General features: G+C 62.7%; 23 protein-coding genes. 13 read left to right on the forward strand and 10 right to left on the reverse strand.

Features of this window, described 5'->3' with window-relative positions; genetic code table 11:
• Positions 1–13: 13 nt before the first annotated feature.
• Positions 14–640 (reverse strand): bifunctional nicotinamidase/pyrazinamidase, encoded by a 627-nt coding sequence (pncA, locus tag ATY78_RS05685; protein WP_088681412.1) that lies wholly within the window; start codon positions 638–640, stop codon positions 14–16.
• Positions 641–947: 307 nt separating this feature from the next.
• Here pncA and ATY78_RS05690 point away from each other — a divergent pair, with 307 nt between their 5' ends.
• A complete protein-coding gene (locus ATY78_RS05690; RefSeq protein WP_088681364.1) occupies positions 948–1295 on the forward strand; it encodes a hypothetical protein in 348 nt (115 codons plus the stop codon).
• Between the two features lie 24 nt (positions 1296–1319).
• Here ATY78_RS05690 and ATY78_RS05695 read toward each other — a convergent pair whose 3' ends face one another.
• Positions 1320–3812: a UvrD-helicase domain-containing protein gene (locus ATY78_RS05695; protein WP_088681365.1), complete on the reverse strand. Its 2493-nt coding sequence runs from the start codon at positions 3810–3812 to the stop codon at positions 1320–1322.
• 199 nt (positions 3813–4011) lie between these two features.
• On the opposite strand from ATY78_RS05695, the gene ATY78_RS05700 reads away from it, so the two are divergent.
• From ATY78_RS05700 to ATY78_RS05720, 5 genes are all read left to right on the forward strand, one after another.
• The gene (locus ATY78_RS05700; RefSeq protein ID WP_088681366.1) at positions 4012–4488 is read left to right on the forward strand and encodes a VOC family protein; all 477 of its coding nucleotides are present in this window, start codon (positions 4012–4014) and stop codon (positions 4486–4488) included.
• 383 nt (positions 4489–4871) lie between these two features.
• On the forward strand, positions 4872–6815 hold the full coding sequence (locus ATY78_RS05705) for a PrkA family serine protein kinase (protein WP_088681367.1): 1944 nt from the start codon (positions 4872–4874) through the stop codon (positions 6813–6815).
• 12 nt (positions 6816–6827) lie between these two features.
• Complete coding sequence (locus ATY78_RS05710) at positions 6828–8102, forward strand: YeaH/YhbH family protein (RefSeq protein WP_088681368.1); 1275 nt, start codon at positions 6828–6830, stop codon at positions 8100–8102.
• On the forward strand, positions 8099–9649 hold the full coding sequence (locus ATY78_RS05715) for a SpoVR family protein (protein WP_088681369.1): 1551 nt from the start codon (positions 8099–8101) through the stop codon (positions 9647–9649). Before ATY78_RS05710 ends, ATY78_RS05715 begins: the two co-directional genes overlap by 4 nt.
• A 104-nt stretch (positions 9650–9753) precedes the next feature.
• Entirely contained in the window at positions 9754–10146 is a 393-nt protein-coding gene (locus tag ATY78_RS05720; protein ID WP_088681370.1) for a GFA family protein, read from the forward strand.
• A 64-nt stretch (positions 10147–10210) separates the two neighbouring features.
• Here ATY78_RS05720 and ATY78_RS05725 read toward each other — a convergent pair whose 3' ends face one another.
• The 4 genes from ATY78_RS05725 to ATY78_RS05740 are packed head-to-tail and all read right to left on the reverse strand — an operon-like array spanning position 10211 to position 13975.
• Positions 10211–11422 carry an MFS transporter gene (locus tag ATY78_RS05725; RefSeq protein ID WP_088681371.1) on the reverse strand — a complete coding sequence of 404 codons (1212 nt, stop codon included), beginning with the start codon at positions 11420–11422 and terminating at the stop codon, positions 10211–10213.
• Positions 11419–12522: an FAD-dependent oxidoreductase gene (locus ATY78_RS05730; protein WP_088681372.1), complete on the reverse strand. Its 1104-nt coding sequence runs from the start codon at positions 12520–12522 to the stop codon at positions 11419–11421. Before ATY78_RS05730 ends, ATY78_RS05725 begins: the two co-directional genes overlap by 4 nt.
• 2 nt (positions 12523–12524) lie before the next feature.
• Positions 12525–13226: a cupin domain-containing protein gene (locus tag ATY78_RS05735; RefSeq protein ID WP_088681413.1), complete on the reverse strand. Its 702-nt coding sequence runs from the start codon at positions 13224–13226 to the stop codon at positions 12525–12527.
• Positions 13227–13228: 2 nt separating this feature from the next.
• Positions 13229–13975: a glucose 1-dehydrogenase gene (locus ATY78_RS05740; protein ID WP_088681373.1), complete on the reverse strand. Its 747-nt coding sequence runs from the start codon at positions 13973–13975 to the stop codon at positions 13229–13231.
• A gap of 103 nt (positions 13976–14078) precedes the next feature.
• Here ATY78_RS05740 and ATY78_RS05745 point away from each other — a divergent pair, with 103 nt between their 5' ends.
• Positions 14079–14990, forward strand: coding sequence for a LysR substrate-binding domain-containing protein (locus ATY78_RS05745; protein ID WP_088681414.1), 912 nt, complete (start codon positions 14079–14081; stop codon positions 14988–14990).
• Positions 14991–14999: 9 nt separating this feature from the next.
• On the opposite strand, the gene ATY78_RS05750 is transcribed toward ATY78_RS05745, so the two are convergent.
• Complete coding sequence (locus tag ATY78_RS05750) at positions 15000–15488, reverse strand: RidA family protein (protein ID WP_088681374.1); 489 nt, start codon at positions 15486–15488, stop codon at positions 15000–15002.
• A 171-nt stretch (positions 15489–15659) separates the two neighbouring features.
• Between ATY78_RS05750 and ATY78_RS05755 the strand changes: the two genes are divergently transcribed.
• From ATY78_RS05755 to ATY78_RS05780, 6 genes are all read left to right on the forward strand, one after another.
• Positions 15660–16355, forward strand: a complete 696-nt coding sequence (locus ATY78_RS05755) for a TetR/AcrR family transcriptional regulator C-terminal domain-containing protein (RefSeq protein ID WP_088681375.1) — start codon at positions 15660–15662, stop codon at positions 16353–16355.
• A 122-nt stretch (positions 16356–16477) separates the two neighbouring features.
• Positions 16478–17404 (forward strand): adenylate/guanylate cyclase domain-containing protein, encoded by a 927-nt coding sequence (locus ATY78_RS05760; RefSeq protein WP_088681376.1) that lies wholly within the window; start codon positions 16478–16480, stop codon positions 17402–17404.
• A 289-nt stretch (positions 17405–17693) separates the two neighbouring features.
• Positions 17694–18896: an efflux RND transporter periplasmic adaptor subunit gene (locus ATY78_RS05765; RefSeq protein ID WP_088681377.1), complete on the forward strand. Its 1203-nt coding sequence runs from the start codon at positions 17694–17696 to the stop codon at positions 18894–18896.
• Positions 18893–22048 (forward strand): efflux RND transporter permease subunit, encoded by a 3156-nt coding sequence (locus tag ATY78_RS05770; protein WP_088681378.1) that lies wholly within the window; start codon positions 18893–18895, stop codon positions 22046–22048. The genes ATY78_RS05765 and ATY78_RS05770 overlap by 4 nt, the downstream gene beginning before the upstream one ends.
• A 266-nt stretch (positions 22049–22314) precedes the next feature.
• Positions 22315–23313 carry a flagellin gene (locus tag ATY78_RS05775; RefSeq protein WP_088681379.1) on the forward strand — a complete coding sequence of 333 codons (999 nt, stop codon included), beginning with the start codon at positions 22315–22317 and terminating at the stop codon, positions 23311–23313.
• 351 nt (positions 23314–23664) lie between these two features.
• Positions 23665–24330: an OmpA family protein gene (locus ATY78_RS05780; RefSeq protein WP_064694663.1), complete on the forward strand. Its 666-nt coding sequence runs from the start codon at positions 23665–23667 to the stop codon at positions 24328–24330.
• Between the two features lie 62 nt (positions 24331–24392).
• Here ATY78_RS05780 and ATY78_RS05785 read toward each other — a convergent pair whose 3' ends face one another.
• The 3 genes from ATY78_RS05785 to ATY78_RS05795 form a co-directional block, all read right to left on the reverse strand.
• Positions 24393–24719 (reverse strand): helix-turn-helix transcriptional regulator, encoded by a 327-nt coding sequence (locus ATY78_RS05785; protein WP_088681380.1) that lies wholly within the window; start codon positions 24717–24719, stop codon positions 24393–24395.
• Positions 24716–24823, reverse strand: coding sequence for a hypothetical protein (locus ATY78_RS28785; protein WP_245313494.1), 108 nt, complete (start codon positions 24821–24823; stop codon positions 24716–24718). The genes ATY78_RS05785 and ATY78_RS28785 overlap by 4 nt, the downstream gene beginning before the upstream one ends.
• 319 nt (positions 24824–25142) lie before the next feature.
• On the reverse strand, positions 25143–25550 hold the full coding sequence (locus tag ATY78_RS05795) for a DUF2000 family protein (protein WP_088681381.1): 408 nt from the start codon (positions 25548–25550) through the stop codon (positions 25143–25145).
• Between the last annotated feature and the right edge of the window lie 13 nt (positions 25551–25563).

Here is a 25563-nt window from a genome sequence, read left to right on the forward strand (position 1 = left end):
GAAAGTGTTAGGGTCAGCCGGTCAAAACCGTGGCGCTGTCGATAATGGCGATGCCATGGGCGCGCATCTCCTCGATCGCGGCGGCGACACCTTCGGGCGTGATGCCGCGACTGGCATCCTCGATGAAGCGGACGCGCACGTTGGGCATCATTTCCAGTGCGTCGAGCGCGGAGAACTTGACGCAGTAATCGGTCGCGAGGCCGCAGACATCGAGATCGGTGATACCCTGATCCTCGAGGAAATCGGAAAGGCCGGTGGAGGCATCCCGGTCATTGTCGCGGAAGGCCGAATAGCTGTCGATCCTCGGATCTTCGCCCTTCTGCTGGATCAGGTCGATCTCTTCGGATTTTAACTGGGGATGCAGTTCGGCATCGAGCGTGCCCTGGATGCAGTGATCAGGCCACATCATTTGCGGCTTGCCGGAGAGTTCGCCCATCTCGAAGGGGGAAGCACCCGGATGGGCGGAGGCGAAGCTGCCGTGGCCCGGCGGATGCCAGTCCTGCGATGCAACGATCAGATCGTATTTGCCGCTGTCGATCAGCCTGTTTGCGACGGGAACCACCTTGTCGCCATCGGGCACCGGCAGATTGCCGCCCGGACAGAAGCCGTTCTGGATATCGACGAGCAGCAGCGCTTTCATCAAGGCCAATCCCTTCGCTTTGTCGCAATGCAAATGCCAAATGCACTGAATGCATCAACTAGTGAATTTCCGGGGGCCGACATGCAAGTGTTAATTCTGTCACTACCGGTAGTAAGTCGCTGAAACAGAAGGATCTAATACAATCAGTGGGGGAGCTGGAGGCTGTCGCGTCGAGTGGCGTAAGAGGTCTTGCGCCGGCCACCATGCGCGATTTCTCCCGCCTTCTCGGAAATGCGATGCCAGGCCGATCTTGCTCCCGCCCGCGATTTCTGCCTTTCTTGCCTGAGCGCCAGCCGGAACCGAAGCCATGTCCGAGACTCAGCCAGACGAAAAGATCGATGCGACGTTCCGCAACGGGTCGTTGACGGCGACCGGGATCATTCTCGGCTTCTCGCTCAATTTCATTAGTCTCTGGGTGTCCAATCCGAATGACTGGAGCCGTGTCGATCTGTTGCCGATGGCGTTTCTGACGGTCGGCATCGCCATTCAGGTGAAGGTGTTTGCCGATCTGCTCGCGCGCGACTCGCTGCTGGCCGCCAGATATGACCGGGCGCGGCGGCTGTTCCTGATCGGGCTGTCGATCGTCGCATTCGGAATGGGGATCGCCCTGCTGAACGATATTCTCGGGCTCAGCAGCATGCGGATGTTCGGGTGAAGGTTCCCGCGCTTCGCCGGAAGATCACACGCGTTCGACGAAGCCGTCCAGCACCCGCTTCTGTCCGGCCCGGTCGAATTCGATCGTCAGCTTGTTGCCTTCGATGCCGGTGATGTTGCCGTTGCCGAATTTCATGTGGAATACGCGGTCGCCGAGGGTGAACTTCGACGGTTCCGACGAGGTCGATTTCGCCACCAGCTCGCCATCGATCGTGCGTCCCTTGGGGCCGCTTTCGCCATAACCGATGCGTTCGACGGCGTGGCCGGAGCGGGTGCCCCAGTTGTCGCGGGTGGCTTCGGTCTTGTTGGCCTGGGCGCGTTTCCAGCCGGGGGTGGAATAGGAGTTGGCGAAGGGTTCGGCCTTGTCGAAGCGCGACTGGCCGTAGCCGCCGCGGCCGTAACCGCCGTAGCTCTGCTCCATCTCGGCGACCTCGACATGGGTTTCCGGCAATTCGTCGAGGAAGCGCGAGGGCAGGGTCGATTGCCAGAGGCCGTGGATGCGGCGGTTGGAAACGAACCAGATGTGGCAGCGGCGCTTGGCGCGGGTGATGCCGACATAGGCGAGGCGGCGTTCCTCCTCCAGGCCGGCGCGGCCGCTTTCATCGAGCGAGCGCTGGTGCGGGAACAGGCCTTCCTCCCAGCCGGGCAGGAAGACGGTGTCGAATTCCAGGCCCTTGGCCGAATGCAGCGTCATGATCGAGACGGCGTCGAGGTTCTCGTTGGTCTCGGCGTCCATGACGAGCGAGACATGTTCGAGGAAGCCGCGCATCGACTCGAAGCTTTCCATCGAGCGGATGAGTTCCTTCAGGTTTTCGAGGCGGCCGGGCGCCTCGGCGCTCTTGTCGTTCTTCCACATGTCGGTATAGCCGGACTCTTCGAGGATCTGCTCGGCAAGTTCGGTATGCGGTGTGTTTTCAAGCAGTTCCTGCCATCGGCGGAAAGATTGAATCACGTCGAAGAGGGCTTTGCGCGCCTTCGGCTTCAACTCGTCCGTCTCGATGATGTCGGCGGCTGCCGCCAACATCGGGATGTCGCGGGCGCGCGCGTAGTCGTGGAGTGCCCGCACCGTGGTATCGCCGAGGCCGCGCTTCGGCGTGTTGATGATGCGCTCGAAGGCGAGATCGTCGGCCGGCTGCGCCACCAGCCGGAAATAGGCCATGGCGTCACGGATTTCGAGGCGCTCATAGAAGCGCGGGCCGCCGATGACGCGGTAGTTGAGGCCGAGGGTGACGAAGCGGTCTTCGAATTCGCGCATCTGGAAGGAAGCGCGCACCAGGATCGCCATGTCGTTCAGCAGATGCTTGTTGCGCTGGAGCTGCTCGATCTCCTCGCCGATGGCGCGGGCTTCCTCCTCCGAATCCCAGGAGGCATGGACCTGCACCTTGACGTCGTCGGGATCGGCGCGGTCGGTGAACAGTGTCTTGCCCAGGCGGCCTTCATTGTGGGCGATCAGATGGGCGGCCGCGCCGAGGATATGTTCGGTCGAACGATAGTTACGCTCCAGCTTGATCACCTTGGCGCCGGGGAAATCTTTCTCGAAGCGCAGAATATTGTCGACCTCCGCGCCGCGCCAGCCATAGATCGACTGGTCGTCGTCGCCGACGCAGCAGACATTCTGCGGCTCGCCCTTGGCGCGCTGGGCCAGAAGCCGCAGCCACATATATTGGGCGGTGTTGGTGTCCTGGTACTCGTCGACGAGGATATAGCGGAAGCGGCCGTGATATTCCTTGAGCAGATCGGGGTTCTTGCGGAAGATCGCGATCGGATGCATCAGCAGGTCACCGAAATCGCAGGCGTTGAGTGTCGTCAGGCGCGCCTGATAGGCGAAGTAGAGATCGCGGCCGCGGCCATTGGCAAAGGCGCGGGCATCGCCCTCGGGGATATCGGCGGGGCCGAGGCCCTTGTTCTTCCAGGTGTCGATCATGCCGGCGAACTGCTTGGCCGGCCAGCGCTTGTCGTCGAGGCCTTCGGCCTGGATCAGCTGCTTGATCAGGCGCACGACGTCGTCGGTGTCGAGAATGGTGAAGCCGGAGCTGAGGCCGACGAGCTCGCCATGGCGGCGCAGAAGCTTGACGCCGATCGAGTGGAAGGTGCCGAGCCAGGGCATGCCTTCGACGGCGCCGCCGACGAGCAGCGCGATGCGCTCCTTCATCTCGCGGGCCGCCTTGTTGGTGAAAGTGACGGCGAGGATCTGCGAGGGGAAGGCGCGGCCGGTGTTGAGGATATGGGCGATGCGGGTCGTCAGCACGCGCGTTTTGCCGGTGCCGGCGCCGGCAAGCACGAGGACCGGGCCCTCCAGCGTTTCGACGGCTTCGGTCTGCTCCGGGTTCAGCCCGGCGAGATAATCCGGCCGCTTGCCGCCGTCGCGGGCGGCCATGGCGCGGGCAGCGATGCCTCCTGCTGCAATGCTTCCCGTCGCAGGCGCCTTTCCCGACGGCGCCTGGGGAGGCTGCGGCTTGCGCGGCGCCTCGCCCGGCTCTTCGTCGAAGAAGGGGATATCGTCGAAACTGTTGCTCATGGCGCGTAATGTAGTGATTCGGGAGGGAAAGACCAGAAAAGATGTTCTGCTTTCATTCCTGAGCCATTCGCTATCCCAAGCGGTAGATGCTCCACGACGAAAAATCCTAGCCGCGGCCTGTCGGAGTCCGCGCCGGCGGCGCGTCCTTGGAGCATCGGACCCAAGGTCCGGATCAAAGCTCGTCAACAAGGAGGCTGTCATGCCGAAGGTCGTTTCCAATCTCTGGTTCGCTGAGGAAGCGCGCGAAGCCGTCGAATTCTACGTATCGATCATTCCGGACTCGCGGATCGGGCGTACCACGATATTGCCGGCGGAAACGCCGAGCGGGCCTCCCGGCAGCGTCGAGCTGATCGAATTCACGCTCGGCGATCAGGAGTTCCTGGCAATGAAAGCCGGCCCGCTCGACAGCTTCAACCACTCCTTCTCGATTGCCGTTCTGCTCGACAGCCAGGCCGAGATCGATCGGATCTGGGATGCCTTTCTCGCCAATGGCGGCACGCCGGAAGCCTGTGGCTGGCTCAAGGACCGCTGGGGCCTTTCCTGGCAGATCGTGCCGCGGACGCTTGCCGAAATGGTCGCCGACAGCGACCGTGAGCGGGGCAAGCGCGTGACCGAGGTGATGCTCGGCATGGTCAAGATCGACATCGCCGCGCTGGAGAAGGCGTTCAACGGCTGAGAGGCCGCAGGCGCGATTCAGGACGGGGAGGATATGCTGATTCCAGGGCGCGCGGGCCGTGAGCGCGCGCGCTCGGCCGACCGGGGCTGCCCGCCGACGTTTTTTCGAAAGCTCGAATCACGGGCGACATTGCACACCTTTTTGACATTCATGTCACGTCGCGAAATGTGCTGATACCGCGACAGGCCCGTTCTCAACTACAATAATAAACAGTTTCGTAGAGTTCAAAAAAGATCCGGTGCATGCACATCTTTGTGCATTGCCAGAAACGGCCGGTGAGCGTGGAATATAGCTACGAAACTATTGATTCTCAGGAACACCGTGGCCATCTCGATGGTTATAGGAGCACCTGAAGCCTGTGGCAGAACCTTGATGGAGGGCCCATGCTAAGCGAATCCGTATTCGATGCGTTTACCCGCAGTTACGAAGCGCGCCGCGAAACCGATATGTCGGTGGCGGAATATCTCGATCTCTGCAAAAAAGAACCGATCGCCTACGCCAATGCGACCGAACGCCTGCTCGCCGCGATCGGCGAGCCGCAGATGGTCGATACTTCAAGGGACGCGCGCCTCGGCCGGATCTTCATGAACCGGACCATCCGGATCTATCCTGCTTTCACCGGCTTCCACGGCATGGAAGAGACGATCGAGCGCATCGTTTCGTTCTTCCGCCACGCCGCGCAGGGGCTGGAGGAGCGCAAGCAGATCCTCTATCTCCTCGGCCCGGTCGGCGGCGGCAAGTCTTCGCTGGCGGAGCGGCTGAAACTCCTGATGGAGGTCCACCCGATCTACGTGCTGAAGGCGGGCGACGAGATCAGCCCCGTTTTCGAAAGCCCGCTCAACCTCTTCGATCCGGAAACGATGGGGCCGCTTCTGCAGGAGCAATACGGCATTCCCCAGCGGCGCCTGAGCGGGCTGATGAGCCCGTGGTGCCTGAAGCGGCTCGATGATTTCGGCGGCGATATTTCCCGCTTCCGCGTCGTCAGGGTCCAGCCTTCGCGGCTGCGCCAGATCGCCATCGCCAAGACCGAGCCCGGCGACGAGAACAACCAGGATATCTCTTCGCTGGTCGGCAAGGTCGATATCCGCAAGCTGGAGACCTATTCGCAGAACGATCCCGATGCCTACAGCTATTCGGGCGGGCTGAACCGCGCCAACCAGGGCATCCTCGAATTCGTCGAGATGTTCAAGGCGCCGATCAAGATGCTGCATCCGCTGCTGACCTCAACCCAGGAAGGCAACTATATCGGTACCGAGAATATCGGCGCCATACCCTTCTCCGGCATCGTGCTCGCGCATTCGAACGAGGCGGAATGGCAGACCTTCAAGGCCAACAAGAACAACGAGGCCTTCATCGACCGTATCTGCGTGATCAAGGTGCCCTATTGCCTGCGCGTGACGGAAGAGCAGAAAATCTACGAGAAGCTGATCGAGGGATCGGAACTTGCCGATGCGCCATGCGCGCCCGCGACGCTCGAAATGCTCGCCCGCTTCTCCGTGCTCTCACGCCTGCGCAAGCACGAGAATTCGACCTTCTTCTCGAAGATGCGCACCTATGACGGCGAGAGCCTGAAGGAAACCGATCCGCGCGCCCGCAGCGTACAGGAGTATCGGGATGCGGCGGGTATCGACGAGGGCATGGACGGGATATCGACCCGCTTCGCCTTCAAGGTGCTCGCCTCCACCTTCAACCACGATACGACAGACATCGGCGCCGATCCGGTGCATCTGATGTATGTGCTGGAACAGTCGATCCGCCGGGAGCAGTTTTCCGACGATGTCGAGAAGCGTTATCTCGAGTTCATCAAGGCGGATCTTGCGCCGCGTTACGCAGAGTTCATTGGCAATGAGATCCAGAAGGCCTATCTTGAATCCTATGCGGACTACGGACAGAACCTGTTCGACCGCTACGTGGATTATGCCGATGCCTGGATCGAAGATGTGGACTTCAAGGATCCGGATACCGGCCAGCTTCTCGACCGTGAGCTCCTCAACCAGGAACTGACGAAAATCGAAAAGCCCGCCGGAATCGCCAATCCGAAGGATTTCCGCAACGAAATCGTCAAGTTCTGCTTGAGATCGCGGGCAGCCAACGGCGGAAAGAATCCGTCATGGACGAGCTACGAGAAAATCCGGGAAGTCATCGAAAAGCGAATGTTCTCGCAGGTCGAGGATCTCTTGCCGGTCATTTCCTTCGGATCGAAGAAGGATTCCGAAACGGAAAAGAAGCACAGCGAATTCGTCTCGCGCATGGCCGCGCGGGGTTACACCGAGAGGCAGGTTCGACGCCTTGTGGAATGGTACATGCGCGTCAAACAGGCAAGTTAATGCGGAGCCATTATGCACATTGTCGACCGGCGGCTGAATCCGCGCGGTAAAAGTCTGGAAAATCGGCAGCGGTTCCTTCGACGCATGAAGGGCGCCGTGCAGCAGGCGGTCAAACGTTCTCTGCAAAACCGAAACATTCGAGATGTGCTCGACGGCGGGGAAATCAGCCTGCCGATCGATGGAATGGCCGAACCGAGCCTACGCAGGGGCGACGGCGGCATCAGCGACCATATCCTGCCCGGCAACAGGGCCTTCGTGGAAGGCGATATCCTTCCACGGCCGCCGGGCGGCAAGGGCGGGAAGCCGAAGGATGCGGGCGAGGGCGACGGCGAGGACGGCTTCCGTTTCGTGCTGACGCGCGAGGAATTCCTCGACGTCTTCCTCGACGATCTGGAACTGCCCGACCTCGCCAAGCGGCGGCTGGCCGAAACCGAGGAGGAAACGCCGTTCCGGGCCGGCTATTCCGTCTCGGGATCGCCGTCCAACATTGCCGTCGGCCGCACGACCAGGCTCGCAATGATGCGCCGTATCGCGCTTCGCCGCCCGCGTCCCGAAGAGATCGAAGACCTGCAGCGGCAGATCGCGGAATGCGAGGACGAGGAGATCCGCCTGGGGCTCGAGGCAAAGCTCAAGACCCTGGAGGAAAAAAGCCGGCGCATTCCTTATATCGATCCGCTCGACGTGCGGTATCGCCGCTTCGAAAACGAGCCGAAGCCGGTGGCGAAGGCCGTGATGTTCTGCCTCATGGACGTCTCCGGCTCCATGTCGGAGCACATGAAGGACCTGGCGAAGCGGTTCTACCTGCTGCTCTACCTCTTCCTGTCGAAGCGCTACAAGAAGGTCGAGATCGTCTTCATCCGCCATACCGACAGGGCCGAGGAGGTGGACGAGGAAACCTTCTTCTACGGCCCGGCGACGGGCGGCACGCTGGTATCGAGCGCCCTTGCGGCGATGCGCGGGATCATCGCGCAGCGTTTCGATCCGGCCGAGTGGAACATCTACGGCGCCCAGGCTTCGGACGGCGACAACGCCCATTCGGACGGAAGCCTGACCGGGCAGCTGCTGCAGGAGATTTTGCCGCTCTGCCAGTATTTCGCCTATATCGAAGTCGGCGAAGAGGGCGGCGACTCCTCGATATCCCGTTCGCCTCTCTGGATGCTTTATGAAGGCATCCGCTCCGAACTCCTGCCGCTTTCGATGCGTAAGGTCTGCCGGCGAAGCGAGATCTTCCCGGTTTTCCACGATCTCTTCCAGAAACGTGACGCACAATCGAAGGTAACGCCATGACCACGACGCTGAGGGCGAAAGAGCTGCTGCTGTTCGAAGGCGCCGACTGGGACTTCACGACACTGCAGCGCATCCACGATGCCTGCGAGGATATCGCGCTCGGCGAACTCGGCCTCGACGTCTATCCGAACCAGATCGAGGTGATCACCTCGGAGCAGATGCTGGACGCCTATTCCTCGACCGGCATGCCGCTCTTTTACCGCCATTGGTCCTTCGGCAAGCACTTCGCCCATCACGAAGCCTTCTATCGCCGGGGGATGCGCGACCTTGCCTATGAGATCGTCATCAACAGCTCGCCCTGCATCTCCTACCTGATGGAGGAGAACACGGCGACGATGCAGACGCTCGTCATCGCGCATGCGGCCTTCGGCCATAACCACTTCTTCAAGAACAACTATCTCTTCAAGCTCTGGACCGACGCGGAAGGCATCCTCGACTATCTCGATTTCGCCAAGGGTTACATCGCCCGCTGCGAGGAGCGTTACGGCGAAGTGGCGGTCGAGCGCACGCTCGATGCGGCCCATGCGCTGATGTCGCATGGCGTGCACCGGTACGCGGGCAAGAACACGCTCGATCTTCGCCAGGAAGAGAAGCGGCTGCAGGAGCGCCGCCTTCACGAAGAGCAGATGTATAATGACCTCTGGCGCACGGTTCCCGTCGGCAAGGCGAAAAAGGCGGGTGACATCGGGCTCGAAAAGCGGCGCGCCGCGCTCGGCCTGCCGCAGGACAATATCCTCTACTTCCTGGAGAAAACCGCGCCGCGGCTGCAGCCATGGCAGCGCGAAATCCTTCGCATCGTCCGCCATGTCGCCCAATATTTCCATCCGCAGCGGCAGACCAAGGTGATGAACGAGGGAACCGCGACCTATGTCCATTACCAGATCATGAACCGGCTGCACCAGCGCGGGCAGATCAGCGACGGAAACTTCCTCGAATTCCTGAAATCGCATGCCAATGTCGTGTTCCAGCCGAATTACGACGACCGGCGCTTCTCGGGCTTCAATCCCTATGCGCTCGGTTTTGCGATGATGCAGGACATCGAGCGGATCGTGACTGCCCCGACGGAAGAGGACCGCGCATGGTTTCCCGATATCGCGGGACGCGGCGATGCGATGGGCGTGCTCCGCGATATCTGGGCCAATTACCGCGACGAAAGCTTCATCAGCCAGTTCCTGAGCCCGAACCTGATGCGCCAACTCAGGCTGTTCCATCTCTACGACGATCCGGAACAGACCGAAGGCATACTGGTTTCGGCGATCCACAACGAGCGCGGTTATCTCCGCATCCGCCGCCAGCTCTCCCGCGAATACGATATCGGCTGGACCGACCCGGCGATCGATATCGTCGACGTCGACCTCGCCGGCGACCGTCGCCTGCTCTTGCAGCACATCGTCATGAACGGCTGCTATCTGCAGGAGACCGACATGAAACAGGTCCTGCAGCATCTCGCCGACCTCTGGGGCTACGATGTCCTGCTTCAGGAAATCGACGGTTCGAACGTCGTGGCGAGGGAGCATACGGCAAGCCCGCGCAAGATCGTTCAGTGATGGGTTGACTTTCTCCGAGGCCCCTCGGGTAAGGCTCTGGCTCGCCACCGGCTGTCGGCGCCAGCCTTGGACGCACGGACCGCTTGATTCTGAAGGAGGCGCAGATGGAGCGTTTCACGGGCGGCTGCTTGTGCGGCGAAGTGCGGATAGTGGCGTCGGGACGTCCGTACCGGGTCGGCCTTTGTCATTGCCTCGACTGCCGCAAGCATCACGGGGCGCTCTTTCACGCATCGGCGATATTTCCCGAGGATGCGGTGACGATCGAGGGGGAAACGCGCGCCTATGCCGGGCGGTTTTTCTGCCCCCGTTGCGGCTCGTCGGTTTTCTCCCGCACCGCCGACGAAATCGAAGTGAATCTGGGCTCTCTTGACGCGCCCGACCAACTGGTCCCGACCTACGAACTCTGGACGGTCCGCCGCGAATCCTGGCTGCCGCCGTTCCCGCTTGCGAGACGATATGAGCATGATCGCGAGGGGGAGGGCCGCTTCGAGGAATAGCGGCGAGAGCGGTGCAACGGTGCCGTCGCGAGGTGGCCGAGTGGCGCGGCTTGCCTGAAACCCGTTACGAAGCGTGGACCGGACGGGCCGCGCGCCAGACGAGGGGAACCAGAACCAGGGCGACAGCGGGAAGCACGATCCAGTTGATCGTTTCCCAGCCGGAACTGTGCAGCAGCGATCCCGATGAGAAGGAGGCGCAGGCGACGGTTCCGAAGACGAGGAAATCGTTCGCCCCCTGAACCTTGCTGCGCTCGGCCGGCGTGTGGCAGTCGGCCACCATGGCGGTCGCGCCGATGAAGCCGAAGTTCCAGCCGATTCCGAGCAGCACCAGCGAGATCCAGAAATGGGCGATGTCGAAGCCGGAAAGCGCAACCGCTGCCGAGCCGCCGATCAGGAGCAGGCCGACGGCGGCCACCCGTTCCTTGCCGAAGCGCACCATCAGCCGCCCGGTCACGAAGCTCGGCCCGTACATGGCAAGGATGTGCCATTGGATGCCGAGAGCCGCCTGGTCGATCGAATGTCCGTGCCCCACCATGGCGATCGGCGAGGCGGTCATGACGAAGGTCATCAGGCCGTAGGAGACGACGCCTGTCGCGATGGCCAGGAGATAACGCGGCGACGAGAGGATCTGGAAAAGCGGCCGTTCGGCAGCGCTTTCCCGGCCGGCGATTCTCGGCGGCGAAGATGCGCGAAGCAGAAAGAGGATCGGGAAGGCCAGCGCGGCGAGGACCGCCTGGCTCACGAAGCTTCCGGCGAAGGGCGTTCCCGGAACCGCATCACGCGTCCAGATGACGAGCTGCGGTCCGATGATCGCTGCCGCGAGGCCGCCGATCATGACGCGGGCGATCGCCCTCTGGCTCTCGGCTCCGCTCGCATGGTCGGTCGCGGCGAAACGGTAACTCTGGACATAGGACGAATAGAAACCGGCAAGGCAGGTGCCGAGACAGAAGACGATGAAACTGCCGAGAACGATGCCTATGGCGGCGATCAGGCCGGAGACCAGACCGATGACCGTGCCGAGCAGATAACCCGCCCGCCGCCCGAAGCGGCGCATGACATAGGCCGCCGGCAGGGTGCCGAGCGCCAGCCCGAGGTTGAGCAGGCTGACCGGCAGGGTGATGAGATCGGGATCGGGCGACAGCTGCTGCCCCACCAGTCCGCCGAGCGAAACGACGACGGGCGCGTTCGCGCCGCCGAAGGCTTGCGCGACAGTCAGAATCCATGAATTGCGCCTTGCGGTCTCAGGGTCTGCCGAAACTTGCTGAATGACGTTCATTCTCTATCCATCTTGGACCGGATTTCCGCGACGGCCCGCTTGGCGGCGATGACGGCGCCGGCGAGATATCCCGGTTCGGATTCGCTGGTTTCGCTTGCCGCCAGCAGAAGGCGGGATTCCCACGGGCCGGATACCCAGCGCGGATTTCCCGGCACGGGATGTCCGCCGCCTGCGCGGTCCGCCGCGGTCGCTGTCAGCGAATCGGCAGCCCAATCTTTCAGCAGGGTCGCGCGCGGCTCAAGGGCCTCGGGGCCGAAAAGCCTCGCAAGCTGTGCGAGGCATGCCTGCTTCAAGACCTGCTCGCCAAGAGTGGCGCGCTGATCCGCGCCGACACCGAGGAAACCGAAGAGGGCCGCCTTGCCCGAGGCGGTCGTCGCGTCGTGGATTTCGACCAGAGGCCCCACCATGCTCTGCGCCGTGCCGGAGAGGCCATCCGTGCGCCAGAAGGGTTTGTCGTAGATGGCGAAGAATTTCGCATGCGGCGCCATCCATGTCGGGGTATTGCGCCAGCGGGCGGCGGTTGCCGGCTCCTGTGGAGGCGCAAATGTGAGTGTTGCCTCCAGGAGCCGCGGCGGCAAGGCGGCGACGACGAGTTCCGCATGCAGCACTTCCGCGCTCTCGTCGCCCGTCTTCAGGGTGAGCCGCACGCCGTTTTCGGCGAGATCCATTGCCGTCACCATCGTGCCGAGACGGACGCGCTCAGCCGGGAGCTTGCCCGCCAGGGCACAGATCGCCGCCGCCGTGCCGCCCGCAAGCCGCATCGACTGCTGATCCAGCGCCGCCGGCAGATAGCGCTGCGGCTTCTCGCGCGACATGCGTTCGAAGACGACGGCTCCCTCGCTGTTCTGGCCGAAGGCGGCAAGACCGAGCTCGCCGACGAGCGTCGCCATGGCTGGCTGCATCAGCGGCCAATACCATGAAGGGCCGAGATCGAAGCCGTCTTCCGCCGGCAGGCCGGTTTCATCGGCCGTTAGGATACGGCCGCCAAGCCGCTCGCGCGCTTCTAGCAGGACGACGTCGACGCCGGAAGCATTGAGCGCCTGGGCCGTGTAGAGCCCGGCCAGGCCGCCGCCGACCACAGCCACTTTGCAAGTTTCCATGTTCATTTATCCCCAGGGCGTTCGGGATTGTCGAAGACGCAGACGTCCTGATGCAGGAGCGGGGCGGATTTGTACCAGACGCGCGCGCCTTGCCCTCCGGCCTTTGCCTGAAGCGGCCGGCCGGCGGGCAGGCGAAGCCAGCTCCAGCGGCCGAGCGTGTCGCCGGTCTCCGTGAAGCCACCTTCGATCACCAGCAGTTCGAGTCCGTTCGGATTGGCGATCTCGATCTCGGCATCCGGATGCCAATCCTCCAGCATCACGCGCTCGTCCGAGCCGTTGAAGAGCATCCGCGACGAGGCGACGCCGGGGCGAGCTTGGGATGGCTGGCCTTCGCCGGGCAGCCGGACGATGCGTTCACGATCGGCCGCCTTGAACTGCCAGAGCTTGACCAGGATCGTGCAGCCGTCTTCGCTTCGCGGCGCGTGTCCTGACCCGGGCGGGTTGCGGACATAGGTGCCGGCGGGAAAGTCGCCGCTCTCGTCCTGGAAGATGCCGTCGAGGACGAGAAACTCCTCGCCGCCGGGATGTTCATGATGCGAGAACCGGCTTTCCCTGGCGTAACGGACGATCGATGTCGCGCGGGCCTTCTCCCCGCCGATCCGGAAAAGCATGCGCCGGTCCACGCCCTTTATCGGGCTCGCCACCCAGTCGCGTTCTGCGGCATGGACGAGCGTTCGCCTGGTGAGGTCTTCGTTCAACAGCATGGTCATAGCTCCGATCTGCCGCCATCGACGACAATCTCCGCGCCGAGCATGTAACTCGAAGCGTCGCTTGCCAGGAAGAGCACGGCGGCCGCGATCTCCTCCGGCCTGCCCATGCGGCCGAGCGGCACCTGCGTGCCGACCCGGTCCGCATAGCTGCGGAACTCTTCTTCGCTCTGGTTGCTGCCGCGGTGGATCGGCGTCTCGATCGAACCGGGACTGACGGCATTGACCCGGATCTTCCTGTCGAGCAGCTCCGCCGACATCGTTCTGGCAAAGGAGCGGACCGCCGCCTTCGAGGCGGAGAGGATCGCCCGGCCGGGTGTTCCGACCTGGTTGAGCCAGGAGGTGTTGAGAACGATCGAGCCGGCCTCGCGCATCAGCGGCAGCATCGCCTGTACCGTGAAGAAGACGCCCTTCACGTTCACATCCATGATCCTGTGATAGGTGGCCTCGTCCGTCGTCGCGAGCGGCGTGCCGAGCGCAACGCCCGCATTGGCGAACAGGATATCCAGCGATCCGAATGTCTCCCTTATCTTGCCGTTTGCCAGTCTCAGCTCTTCGAGGGAGGAAACGTCGGCCTCGATGGCAAGGACGTCGCCGCCGAGCTCGGCCACGGCATGCGCGAGCTTTTCCCCGGAGCGTCCGGTGATCGCGACGCGGGCGCCGTTGTCGCGCAGCATGCGTGCGGCGGCGAGGCCGATGCCGCTCGAGCCGCCCGTCACCAATGCTGTCTTTCCTTGCAGAACCATGTGTCAAATCCTCGTGTTTTCCGCCATATGCTAACGCGAGGATTTGCGTTCGCGAGGAAAAGACGCCATATCGCAAAGAAAGAAAAACTTTGTCGTGAACGATATGAGAAACCTCACCAGACTACGTTCGCTCCAGGCGCTGGAGGCATCTGCACGGCACGGCAGCTTCGTCGGGGCGGCCACCGAACTCGACGTCACGCCGCCCGCCGTCGGCCAGCTTGTCCGCTCGCTGGAGGATTGGGTCGGATATCCATTGTTCAGGCGGAGCCGTTCCGGCACCGAGCGCCTGACGCCGGTCGACGAGGCGCGGGAGGCTCTCGAAGAGATTGCCCAAGGGCTCGATCTTCTCGAATCCGGCCTTCGCAAGCTCAGCGGCCGCAAGGCCCGTTCGGTCGTGGTGGTGACGGCGTCGCAGGCGCTCGTCGCCAACTGGCTTTTGTCCCGGCTCGAAGATTTTTCATCAGCCTATCCCGGTATCGACGTGCGGCTCGACGTTTCGGACCGGGTCATCGATCTCGCCCAGGGCGAGGCGGATATCGGCATCAGATGCGGCCTGGGCTCCTGGAAGGGCGTGCGGTCCACCTTTCTGATGGGCGAAGAGATCATCGCCGTCTGCCATAACAGGCTCTTGCCCGCCGATCGCGACGTAACGGCAGGATGGATCGCGGAGCAGACGCTGATCCATGACGGAACAGCCCATCCCGGCGGGGATTTTCCAAGCTGGAGCGAATGGCTCGCCCGAGCCGGCGCCAACCAGGCGCCCGCCGATGGCGGCCTGAAGATCAATTCCACCGCCGCCGTCATTCACGCGGCGGTCGCGGCAAGAGGCGTGGCCCTCGTGCGAAAGGCGCTCGTGGCGCAGGAGTTGGAGAGTGGCCGGCTGGCGCATCTGCTGCCGGAGGTCCGATGGCCCGTCAAATGGGCCTATTACATCGTGGCTGCGCCCAAGGCGTTACGACGGCACGAGGTCGGCGCGTTTCACGACTGGCTGGCGGGTCGCTCCTTGCAGCGATGATCGCTGCCGCTATTCCAGCATGACGACGGCTTCGACTTCGAAGAGCATGGGGTCGATGGCGAGCTTGGGCACGGGAATCAGCGTCTGCGCCGGCAGTGCCTCGCCGAACATTTCCTTGACGTTCCTGGTCAGCACCTCGAGCTTGGACATATCGTGATCGACCACGAAGACCGTGAGCTTGGCGACCTGATCCGGCCTTGCGCCAAGCGCATCGAGGGCGGTGTGCAGATTTGCGTAGGCCTGTTTCACCTGGACGGCAAAATCAGGCGACAGGGCGCCGGTGCCGTCCTGGCCACCCTGTCCTGAGATGTACGCGAGCCGAGCTTCGCGCGGCACGATCACCGCAGTGCTGTAGCCGTTCGGCGTCGGGTCGTAGAGCTTCTGCGGGTTGACGATGGTCAGCTTGAGATCCTTCTCGCTTGCTGTCGTCATGCTGGGAACCGCTGTCGTCATGATGATGAGGCCTCCGATGAGCAGATGCTGGATTGCGCGTGACATGGTTTTTCTTGGCTCCGATGGGCGCGAAGGACTGACCTCGCGCCGGATGGTCGAATTAACTCGTACGATGTACGATTGAATTGCATCGTACATCGTACGAGTCAACTGTCGAGGATCGACATTCCCCACATTGTCCGCTTAAATCGGCGCAGTGATCGGCAGGGAAAACGGATGGCAGCCAAACGCAGCGGCGCGCAGAGCAAACGGTCTCCGGGGAAAACCGCGTCTGCGCGGCCCGCGCAGGAGCCGCGCAATGAACCGGCTCTGTCTCTGGAGCGGATCGTCGCGACCGCGGTGGAACTGCTGGACGCTCAAGGCGTCGACGGGTTGACGATGCGCCGGCTTGCCGATCGTCTCGGTTCGGGGGCGATGAGCCTCTATTGGCATGTCGACAACAAGGAGAAAGTCTTCGACCTGGCGCTCGACTCGGTGCTCGCATATCGCGGATCGCCCGAAACGGCCGCGTCCGAGGACTGGCGCGGGGAAGTCGTTCATATGCTTGAGGACTGGCGCGCCGGCATGCTGCGCCATCCCTGGTCGGCATTGCTGCTGCCGCGCCGGGCGCTCGGCCCGAACATCCTCGCCCGGCTGGAACGGTTGAACAGGATTCTCTCCGGCGCCGGTGTCGCCGATGCGGATTTGAACGCCGCGATATGGTCGCTTTGGAACTATGTGATGGGCGCTACCGTCACCCGGGCGAACTTCGATCTTTCGGAGGAGGACAGGGCCGCCGCGCAGCAGCGGCTTGCAGGCCTCAACGAACACTACCCGGCAATCGAACGCTCTCGTCTGCTGCTGGATAATGATTGGGACGGCGCTTTCCGCAAAGGCCTCGACTTCCTGCTCGATGGCCTTGCTCCGAGATAACAATTATCGGTGGCAACGAACACAAAGGCTTAGTAACCTGACCCTCGCTGCAATCGGCCATATCGACCTCCATTCGACCAGCTTCGGCCTTTGCAGCGATCTCGGCGCGGAGACGAGGAGCCATGAGTGACACGCGGCGTAAGCTGACGACGATCTTCTGTGCTGACGTGCAGGATTATACGCGGCTGATGGGAGCCGACGAGGAGGGGACGCTCGCGACGCTGAAGCGCTGCCGGGAAGCGATGGGGCACCTGATCGAAAGCCATGGCGGCCGCGTCGTCAACACCTGGGGCGACGGGCTGATCGCGGAGTTTCCGAGCGTGGTCGAGGCGGTGCGCGCGGCCGTCGATACCCAGAACGAACTTGCCGGCTTCAATGCCCGCCGCCCGAGCGACGGGCGCATGCTCTTCCGCATCGGCATCAATCTCGGCGACGTGATCGTCGAAGGCGACGACATCTATGGCGACGGCGTCAATATCGCCGCGCGGCTGCAGACATCGGCTTCGCCGGGCGGCATCGTCATATCGAGCACCGTCTACGACCAGGTGCGCAACAAGGTGGCGGTCGGTTTCGAGTTTCTCGGGCCGCTGATGGTGAAGAATGTCGAAGAGGGCGTTCCGAGCTATGCGGTGAGAATCGGCGACGGAGGCGACGAGGCCCCGCCTGCCGAACGGCCCGCCGCCGAACGACCCGCCGCCGCCCGGCCGCAGCCGGCGGCGGCCGTCATGGCCGAGGCAAGGCCGGCACCCGGCGGACGGAGGTTGTTTGCCGTGCTCGGCGTCATCGCCGTCGTGATGATCGTCATCAATCTGCTGTCGTGGCAGGGCGTTTTCTGGGCGCGGTTTCCCGTGCTGGCGCTCGCCGTCGTGGCGGCGCTTGCCTGGAATCGCGGCCAGACCTGGTTCGACCGCAAGTTCGCCGCGCTCGCGATCGTCGCGCTCGGCATCATCGGCATCAACCTCTTCACCTGGAGCGGGACCTTCTGGGCGGTGTGGCCGATACTGGGGATCGCAGCGATGATCGGCCTGCGGTGGTCAATGCGCCGATAGATTTCGCTCTTCACCGGTTTTGCTGGATATCCGGTCCCGATAACGACGTCGTGAAGACCTGTGCGAGGTTCGTTCAAGCAAAAGTGAGCGGCCGGATTATTTCCAATCTTTGCTGATATTACAAATCGGTAATGCCGGGTGCTTATGCTTGCCGTTAAGCTGCAAAAGCGCGATATTGTCGCACCAGCCGGGAATCTCGATCCCTGGAGATTAGATCTCCGGGATGCCGATCCCGCAGCGCCTCTTTCGACCGACCCTGGTCCAACCTCGAGTCCCTCCGGAGACGTGAATGGCCTTTTGGAAGCAGTTTGTACTTTCGCTCATCGTCATCATTGCCGGCTTTGCCGCGTGGGTTTTCCTTGCGCCCGGGGCCGGCGATACGATGCGTGACGCAGGCATTCCGGAGAGCATCGTTTCCAGGATCGCGCCGAAGGCCGAGGAGACTGCGGAGGCCGGCGCTTCCGCCGGAGCGCAGGGGCAGCAACGTGGCCAGGGCCAAGGGCAGAACCGTCGCGGCGGCGGGCGAAGCAACGCCATTCTCGTCGCGACGGAAGCCGTCGTCCAGGGCGTGGTCAACGACCGCCTGAATGCCATCGGCACGGGGGATGCGATCCGCTCGGTCGCGGTGACGCCGCAGGCCACGGGAACGATCCGCGAAATCCTCATCAAGTCGGGCGACAGGGTGAAGGCCGGCCAGGTACTCGCCAAGCTCGACAGCGAGGAGCAGGTGATCGCCCGCGGCCAGGCCGACGTGGCGGTGAAGGCCGCCGTCGAGAAATCCAATCTCTACCACAACATCAAGTCCAGCGTGTCGCGCATGGACGTCTTCGATTCCGAGATCGCCGAGCAGGGCGCGCGGCTGCAATTGCAGGCCGCCGAGCTCAATCTCGCCCGGCGCAACATCACGGCGCCGATCGACGGCATCGTCGGGATCGTGCCGGTCAATATCGGCGACAACGTCACGACATCGACGCCGATCGTCACGCTGGACGACCGGTCGGAAATCCTCGTCGACTTCTGGGTGCCGGAGCGTTTTTCCAATACGGTTGCTGTCGGCCAGCCGGTGGAGGCGATGTCGGTGGCAAGGCCGGGGCAGTTGTTTTCGGGCGTGATCGAGGCGGTCGACAACCGTATCGATGCGGCAAGCCGGACGCTGCGGCTGCGCGCCCGGATCGACAATTCTTCCGACGAGCTGCGCGCCGGCATGTCCTTCAGCGTCAGCATGAAATTCCCCGGCGACAAATATCCGGCGGTCGATCCGCAGTCCGTGCAGTGGGATTCGCAAGGCTCCTTTGTCTGGCAGGTGAGCGACGACAAGTCGCATAAGGTGCGGGTGAGCATCGTCCAGCGCAATCCCGACTTCATTCTCGTCAAGGCCGACCTCAAGGACGGCGACAAGATCGTGACGCAGGGCCTGCAGCGCGTGCGTGAGGGCGGGGCGGTGCGTGTTTCCGCCGATGTCGCCGCGAGCGGGGAGGTCGCGACCCAATGAGCGTGACCGAGATGCCTCAGGACCGAGCGTCGGGCAAGCAGAGCTTCACCGCGCTTTTCGTTCGGCGGCCGATCCTGGCGCTGGTGTTCAACACGCTGATGGTCGTCGCCGGCCTCGCGGCTTATGTCGGCGTCGAGGTGCGGGAGCTGCCCGATGTCGACCGTCCCGTCGTGACCGTGCGCACCACCTTCGACGGCGCGTCGCCGCAGACGATCGACCAGGAACTGACCAAGGTGATCGAAGGCGCGGTCGCGCGCGTCAGCGGCCTGAAATCGATCTCCTCGACCTCTTCCTTCGGCCAGAGCCGGGTGACGCTCGAATTCTCCGATGCGATCGATCTCGCGGTCGCCGCCAACGACGTGCGCGATGCGATCGGCCGCATCACCCAGAACCTGCCCGACGAGGCGGATGCGCCGCAGATCGTCAAGGCGGATTCGGATTCCTCAGCGATCATGCGCCTTGCCGTCACCTCCACCAACCTCAACATGGACGACCTGACGCAGCTCGTCGAAAACGAGGTGATCGATCGGCTCGCCTCCGTCGACGGCGTCGCCGACGTCGAGGAATATGGCGACCAGGAAAAGGTCTTCCGCGTCGATGTCGACCAGGGCGCGCTCGCCAGCCGCGGGCTCACCATCGGCGACCTGACCAAGGCGCTCGACAATGCCGCGCTCGACGTTCCGGCCGGCTCGCTGAAGAGCGCGACGCAGGATATCGTCGTGCGCGCCACCGCCAACCTGCAGACGCCGGCGGATTTTTCCGATGTCATGCTGCAGGACCGCGTCCGGTTGGGAGACGTCGCGACCGTGACGCTCGGGCCCCGCGACGGCGATACGGCGCTGCGCTCCAACGGCAAGCCGGGCATCGGGCTCGGCATCATCCGCCAGGCGCAGTCGAATACGCTGAATATTTCGACCGGCATCAAGGCCGCCGTCGAGCAGCTGTCGAAGACGCTGCCCGAGGGAACGACGATCGCCATCACCAGCGACGACGCCGTCTTCATCCAGGGCGCGATCCATGAGGTGGTGCTGGCGCTGGTGCTTGCCGCCGTCATCGTCACCGCCGTCATCTATCTCTTCCTGCGCGACTGGCGTGCGACGCTGATCCCGGCGGTCAGCATGCCGGTGGCGCTGATCGGCACGCTGGCGGCGATCTACATGGTCGGCTTTTCGATCAACATCCTGACGCTGCTTGCGATCGTGCTCGCCACCGGTCTGGTCGTCGACGACGCGATCGTGGTGCTCGAAAACATCGTGCGCCGGCGCGCCGAAGGCATGGGGCCGCGCGCCGCCGCCGTGCTCGGCACGCGCGAGGTGTTCTTCGCCGTCATCGCCACGACCGCGACGCTGGCGGCCGTCTTCATCCCGCTTTCTTTCCTGCCGGGGCAGGTCGGCGGCCTTTTCCGTGAATTCGGCTTCGTGCTGGCATTCTCGGTCGGGCTGTCTTCGATCGTGGCGCTGACTTTGTGCCCGATGCTTGCCTCGCGCATGCTGACGAAGCCGATGATCGAGGATCACGGCGCGCTCGGCCGCTTCGGCGGCGCGCTCGCCCGCCTCTACAAATGGGCGCTGCACGGTTGCCTCAACGCGCCCTTCGTCGTCATCCTGTTCTCGGTGATGTTTGCCGGTGCGGCGCTCATCGCCTTCTCGACGGTCAAGAGCGAGCTGACGCCGGAGGAGGACCGGTCGCTGGTGATGATGCGGCTGACGACGCCGCAGGGATCGAGCCTCGAATATACCCGCGACAAGATGCAGCTCGTCGAGGAATATCTGCAGCCGCTGGTCGACAGCGGCGACATCCGCAACGTCTTCTCGATCTCCGGCCAGGGCGGTTCCTTGAACAGCGGCTTCATGGTGCTGACGCTCGCCCCGTGGGGAGAGCGGCACCGGACGCAGGCCGAGATCGTCGGCGACATCAACCAGGCGGCGGCGAAGGTGCCGGCGCTGCGCGGCAACGCCATCTCCTCCAACAGCCTGCGCATCCGCGGCGCCGGCAGCGGCGTGCAGATGGCGCTTGTCGGCAACGACCACGAGGCGTTGACGGCAGCGGCCGCCAAGCTGGTGCAGGCGCTCGACGCCACCGGCCAATATGATACGCCGCGCCTGACCAACGAGCCCAGCCAGGCACAGGTATCGGTGGCGATCGACCGCGAGCGCGCCTCGGATCTCGGCATCGATATCACCGGGCTTTCCACGGCGATCCAGTCGCTGCTCGAAGGGCGCTCTGTGGTCGACGTCTTCGTCGACGGCGAATCCTATCCCGTGCTTCTGACCTCGACGACGCGGCCGATCGACGATCCCACGGATCTCGAAAACGTCTTCCTGAAGACCGGAGACGGCAAGATCGTGCCGATGTCGGTCATCGCCTCGATGAAGGAAGGTTCGGTCGCCCCGCAGCTCAATCGCGAGCAGCAGCTCGCCTCCGTGGCGATCACCGCCGGCCTCCGGAACGGCATGTCGCTCGGCGATGCCGTCAAACAGGTGACGGAACTTGCCGAGCCGCTGCTGCCGCCCGGCGCGCGCCTGCTGCCGCTCGCGGAAGCAGCGACGCTGGAAGAGAATTCGAGCGGCATGGCGCTGACCTTCGGCTTCGCCATCGTCATCATCTTCCTCGTGCTCGCCGCCCAGTTCGAAAGCGTGCTCTCCTCGGTGATCATCATGTCGACGGTGCCGCTCGGGCTTGCCTGCGCCGTCTTCGCTTTGATCATCACCGGTTCCAGCCTCAACATCTACAGCCAGATCGGCCTGGTGCTGCTCGTCGGCGTCATGGCGAAGAACGGCATTCTGATCGTCGAATTCGCCAATCAGCTGCGCGACAGGGGCGAGGATGTGCGCTCCTCGATCGAGAAGGCCTGTGCGCTGCGCCTTCGCCCCGTGATGATGACGATGATCGCCACCATCCTCGGCGGCGTGCCGCTGGTCTTTGCCCATGGCGCGGGTGCGGAAGCGCGCGTGGCGCTCGGCTGGGTGATCGTCGGCGGCCTCGGTTTTGCGACGCTGGTGACGCTGTTCATCACGCCGGTCGCCTATCTCCTGCTTGCCCGCTTCGCCAAGCCGCATGCGCATGAGGAAGCGCGCCTGCACGAGGAGATGTCGGTCGCAACGAGGCCGCGCGCCGCCCCCGACGAGGAGCAGCTGCAGGCCGCCGAATAAGCTTTCCATTCGAATTGAAGGCGCCGCCGGATCCCATCCGGCGGCGTTCTCATGGTGTATGAAGTCTTGCGAAATAAGATAAATTTCCTCTGAAGATTAGCCGTTTTTTAAGCATAAGCGGCAATGATCGTGACCAGGAACCGACTGGCCTTCTTCGTTTCTTGAAGGCAATGCGCTGGACGCCCAGCGACCCCGGACATGAGTGTCCGTGCGGAAGGTTCATTCCTGTTCTGTTGCGTTCTGTTGTGTTTTTGGAGTTTAGTTCCGTGAGTCTTTATCAGCGCGTCTCCGTTGATGCGGCGCTCTATGTATTGCGCGATATCAACCGGAAGATGGATGTCACCCAGAACCACATCACGACGGGCATGCGTGTCGCCAAAGCGGCCGACAACGCCGTCTACTGGTCTGTCGCCACCACTGCACGCACCGACAACAAGGCCGTCTCGGCCATTCAGGACGCGCTCGGCATGGCGGCTGCGACGATGGGCACGGCCTATACCGGCGTCCAGAACGTCATCGATGTCGTCTCCGAGATCAAGGCCAAGCTCGTTGCCGCCACCGAGGACGGGGTCGACAAGAACAAGATCAACGAAGAGCTCAAGCAGTTGCAGGAGCAATTGCGCAGCGTTTCGGAATCGGCGACCTTCAACAGCGACAACTGGGTGATCCTCACCAACGATGCGACGCCGACGCAGCCGCGCCAGATCCCGGCGTCCTTCATCCGCAATTCCGACGGCACTGTCTCTGTGGGCATGCTGAGCTACCATATCGACAATACGCCCGTGGGGGCCACGACCTCCAAGGATGCGCGCTACCTGATCGACGACCGCGCTACGGGCTCGGGCGAATACGGCGTGCTGACCTCGTCCTATTTCGCCACCGAACTCGGGGCCGCGCAGAACTATGTGCTGATGACCAGCAAGAACGGCACCACGACCGGCCAGGTGGTGATTTCGGTGTCGTCAAGCACGACGAGCGGGCAGCTCGGCCAAATGATCAGCGTCGTCGACGCCGCGCTGACGCAGCTGACGACGGTCGGATCGGCCTTCGGCGCGCTGGAAAAACGCATCGAGCTGCAGAACGACTTCGCCACCAAGCTGCACGACAACATCACCGCCGGCATCGGCCGTCTCGTCGATGCCGATATGGAGGAGGAATCGAGTAAACTCCGGGCGCTGCAGACGCAGCAGCAACTCGGCCTACAATCGCTGAACATCGCCAATGCGACTTACGATACGGTCAGGCAGTTGTTCCAGAATTTCTAAGGGGCGATTGGGCGCTTGGAGCGGCACTGTGCTGTCTATTTGACTGTTAATTGCCCAGGATACCGGCGGTCGATTTGGAGGGCGCACTAACCCACTCTCCGTCATTCCTGTGACGAGCACAGGAATGAGGGAGGAGAAGTGGGACGCGCCCCAGCGATGCCTGTAGAGAGGAAGTCTGGCGTTGCAAACACGAACCCCACCTATTGCTAAAAACTGGTGATATCAGCGCATTGCTGCAACATGTCTGCTGTTTCGGCGCCTGAAATTCCCCTATCAAGGGAAGATCTTCATTTTCTTGCCGTAATCCTTGCCATTTGCTCGCATCAGTTTTGAACGGAGACCATCCTGTCCATGATCAAGAAATTCATACTTCTGGCCGTCGCCGCAAGCTATCTCAGCGCCTGCACGACGACCGATCCCTATACTGGTGAGCAGAAGGTTTCCAATACAGCGGGCGGTGCGGCGCTCGGCGCGCTCGGCGGCGCTCTCGTCGGCGTGGCCGTCGGCGGCGGCGGGCACGGCAAGCGCAATGCGGCGCTGATCGGCGCCGGCATCGGGGCTCTGGCCGGCGGCGCGATCGGCAACTACATGGACCAGCAGGAAGCCGAGCTTCGCGCCCAGCTCGAAGGCACCGGCATCTCCGTCACCCGCCAGGGCGACAACATCATTCTTAACATGCCCTCGAACATCACCTTCGACGTCGACCAGGACGCGGTGAAGCCGGGCTTCTATCCGACGCTGAATTCGGTGGCGATCGTGCTGCGCAAGTTCAACCGCACGCTGATCGACGTCAACGGCCATACGGATTCGACCGGCAGCCTGCAGCATAACCAGGACCTGTCGCAGCGCCGCGCGCTGTCGGTTGCCGATTATCTCGGCGGCCAGGGCATCGACCAGCGCCGCGTCTCCGCCGTCGGCTTCGGCCCCTCGCAACCCGTCGCCTCCAACGCGTCCGAGGCCGGCCGCGCCCAGAACCGCCGCGTCGAAATCCAGATCGCGCCGATCACGCAGGGCTGAGCCTGCCTCGATAGTCGCGAGAGCACAATGGAAAGGCGGGTTTCCCGCCTTTCTATCGATGGTCAGGTTGATGCCGCAGCCTGTTCCTTGGAGCGTTTAGGCATCGGGGTGACTTTTACGGTCACATGGCGATCAAGCGCATTGAGAACCCGCACAAGCCGGTCGATGGTGAAACGGCCAAGGTCTGCGTTGCGAATGCGGGAAAGATCGGCGGCAGTTATGCCAGTCAGCTTTTCCCCGTCGCGCACGGTCAGTTTGCGCCGGTCGAGGGCCGCAATGATCTCGGCGGCAAGCTGGGCCTTCATTTGCCTGGTATCGGCATCGGGGTCGCCAAGATCAGCGTAAAGGTTGCCGCTGCCTCGAACGATTTCGAAGTCATTGTCACTCATCGCAACATCTCCTTTATTCGTTTCAAACGGGCTTGGATGAGCTCAACGTCCTTTTGCGGCGTCGCTATTCCTTTGGTCGATTTCTTCTGGAAGGCGTGGACCACCCAAATGGCATCTCCAAGCTGAACCGCATAAATGGCCCGGTAAGCATCCGTGCGGTAGGGTAGCGATTTCGAACACGCCTGAGCCCAAACCTTTCATGGGTTTCGCAATATCAGCTTTTTGACCCATGCCGGCGATGGCAAGCGCGTCTTTCATCCTGTCCTGAACGGCCTGGGGAAAGTCCCCGAAGTCTTTCAACGCCGCTTTGACCCATGCAATCTCTTTCATGGATTCATGTTGTCATATATGACAACGAGAGGCAAGTGTTTCTCGGAAAATCAAAAGCAGTTCGAGAAGCTAAGAATCATGCTTGGCTCTTCATCAATGCTGCATCGTCGCCCCCTTGGTGATCTTGTCGACGATCTTCTTGTCGGCTCTGAGCGCGATGCCGACGACCTTGGCGTCGTCGGGGGCGTATTCGGCGAAGACGGCGCGGTTGGCGCCGTCGTGGCCGGTGGCAAACATCTCCTCGATGAAGATAGAGGAGGTCACTTCGCGCTCCAGCGCGCGGCGATGGATGCTCGATATCGTCGCTTCGTCGGCGGAAAGCACGATGATCGGCTGGATGGATAGCGGGTTGTAGAGATTGCCGGCGCGGTCCTTGTAGGGCTCTCCGATGATCTCGGGATATTGCCCGGCGATGCCTGTCGACAGGAAGGCCGTGACGTTCAGCTTCTGCCAGCCGGCAAGATTGTTTCGCAGGACGATCGCAATTTTGGTATCAAACATTTCAGTCTCTCTC

Origin of the sequence: Rhizobium sp. R635, assembly GCF_002211285.1 — a bacterium.
Classification (GTDB): domain Bacteria; phylum Pseudomonadota; class Alphaproteobacteria; order Rhizobiales; family Rhizobiaceae; genus Rhizobium.

Coding starts and splice junctions, on each gene's coding strand:
- ATY78_RS05785 (WP_088681380.1), bottom strand. CDS start 24,719: ATGAGTGACAATGACTTCGAAATCGTTCGAGGCAGCGGCAACCTTTAC.
- ATY78_RS05735 (WP_088681413.1), bottom strand. CDS start 13,226: ATGCTGTTGAACGAAGACCTCACCAGGCGAACGCTCGTCCATGCCGCA.
- ATY78_RS05710 (WP_088681368.1), top strand. CDS start 6,828: ATGCACATTGTCGACCGGCGGCTGAATCCGCGCGGTAAAAGTCTGGAA.
- ATY78_RS05725 (WP_088681371.1), bottom strand. CDS start 11,422: ATGAACGTCATTCAGCAAGTTTCGGCAGACCCTGAGACCGCAAGGCGC.
- ATY78_RS05695 (WP_088681365.1), bottom strand. CDS start 3,812: ATGAGCAACAGTTTCGACGATATCCCCTTCTTCGACGAAGAGCCGGGC.
- ATY78_RS05705 (WP_088681367.1), top strand. CDS start 4,872: ATGCTAAGCGAATCCGTATTCGATGCGTTTACCCGCAGTTACGAAGCG.
- ATY78_RS05720 (WP_088681370.1), top strand. CDS start 9,754: ATGGAGCGTTTCACGGGCGGCTGCTTGTGCGGCGAAGTGCGGATAGTG.
- ATY78_RS05745 (WP_088681414.1), top strand. CDS start 14,079: ATGAGAAACCTCACCAGACTACGTTCGCTCCAGGCGCTGGAGGCATCT.
- ATY78_RS05765 (WP_088681377.1), top strand. CDS start 17,694: ATGGCCTTTTGGAAGCAGTTTGTACTTTCGCTCATCGTCATCATTGCC.
- ATY78_RS05755 (WP_088681375.1), top strand. CDS start 15,660: ATGGCAGCCAAACGCAGCGGCGCGCAGAGCAAACGGTCTCCGGGGAAA.
- ATY78_RS05715 (WP_088681369.1), top strand. CDS start 8,099: ATGACCACGACGCTGAGGGCGAAAGAGCTGCTGCTGTTCGAAGGCGCC.
- ATY78_RS05740 (WP_088681373.1), bottom strand. CDS start 13,975: ATGGTTCTGCAAGGAAAGACAGCATTGGTGACGGGCGGCTCGAGCGGC.
- pncA (WP_088681412.1), bottom strand. CDS start 640: ATGAAAGCGCTGCTGCTCGTCGATATCCAGAACGGCTTCTGTCCGGGC.
- ATY78_RS05690 (WP_088681364.1), top strand. CDS start 948: ATGTCCGAGACTCAGCCAGACGAAAAGATCGATGCGACGTTCCGCAAC.
- ATY78_RS05795 (WP_088681381.1), bottom strand. CDS start 25,550: ATGTTTGATACCAAAATTGCGATCGTCCTGCGAAACAATCTTGCCGGC.
- ATY78_RS05730 (WP_088681372.1), bottom strand. CDS start 12,522: ATGGAAACTTGCAAAGTGGCTGTGGTCGGCGGCGGCCTGGCCGGGCTC.
- ATY78_RS05770 (WP_088681378.1), top strand. CDS start 18,893: ATGAGCGTGACCGAGATGCCTCAGGACCGAGCGTCGGGCAAGCAGAGC.
- ATY78_RS05750 (WP_088681374.1), bottom strand. CDS start 15,488: ATGTCACGCGCAATCCAGCATCTGCTCATCGGAGGCCTCATCATCATG.
- ATY78_RS05700 (WP_088681366.1), top strand. CDS start 4,012: ATGCCGAAGGTCGTTTCCAATCTCTGGTTCGCTGAGGAAGCGCGCGAA.
- ATY78_RS05760 (WP_088681376.1), top strand. CDS start 16,478: ATGAGTGACACGCGGCGTAAGCTGACGACGATCTTCTGTGCTGACGTG.
- ATY78_RS05780 (WP_064694663.1), top strand. CDS start 23,665: ATGATCAAGAAATTCATACTTCTGGCCGTCGCCGCAAGCTATCTCAGC.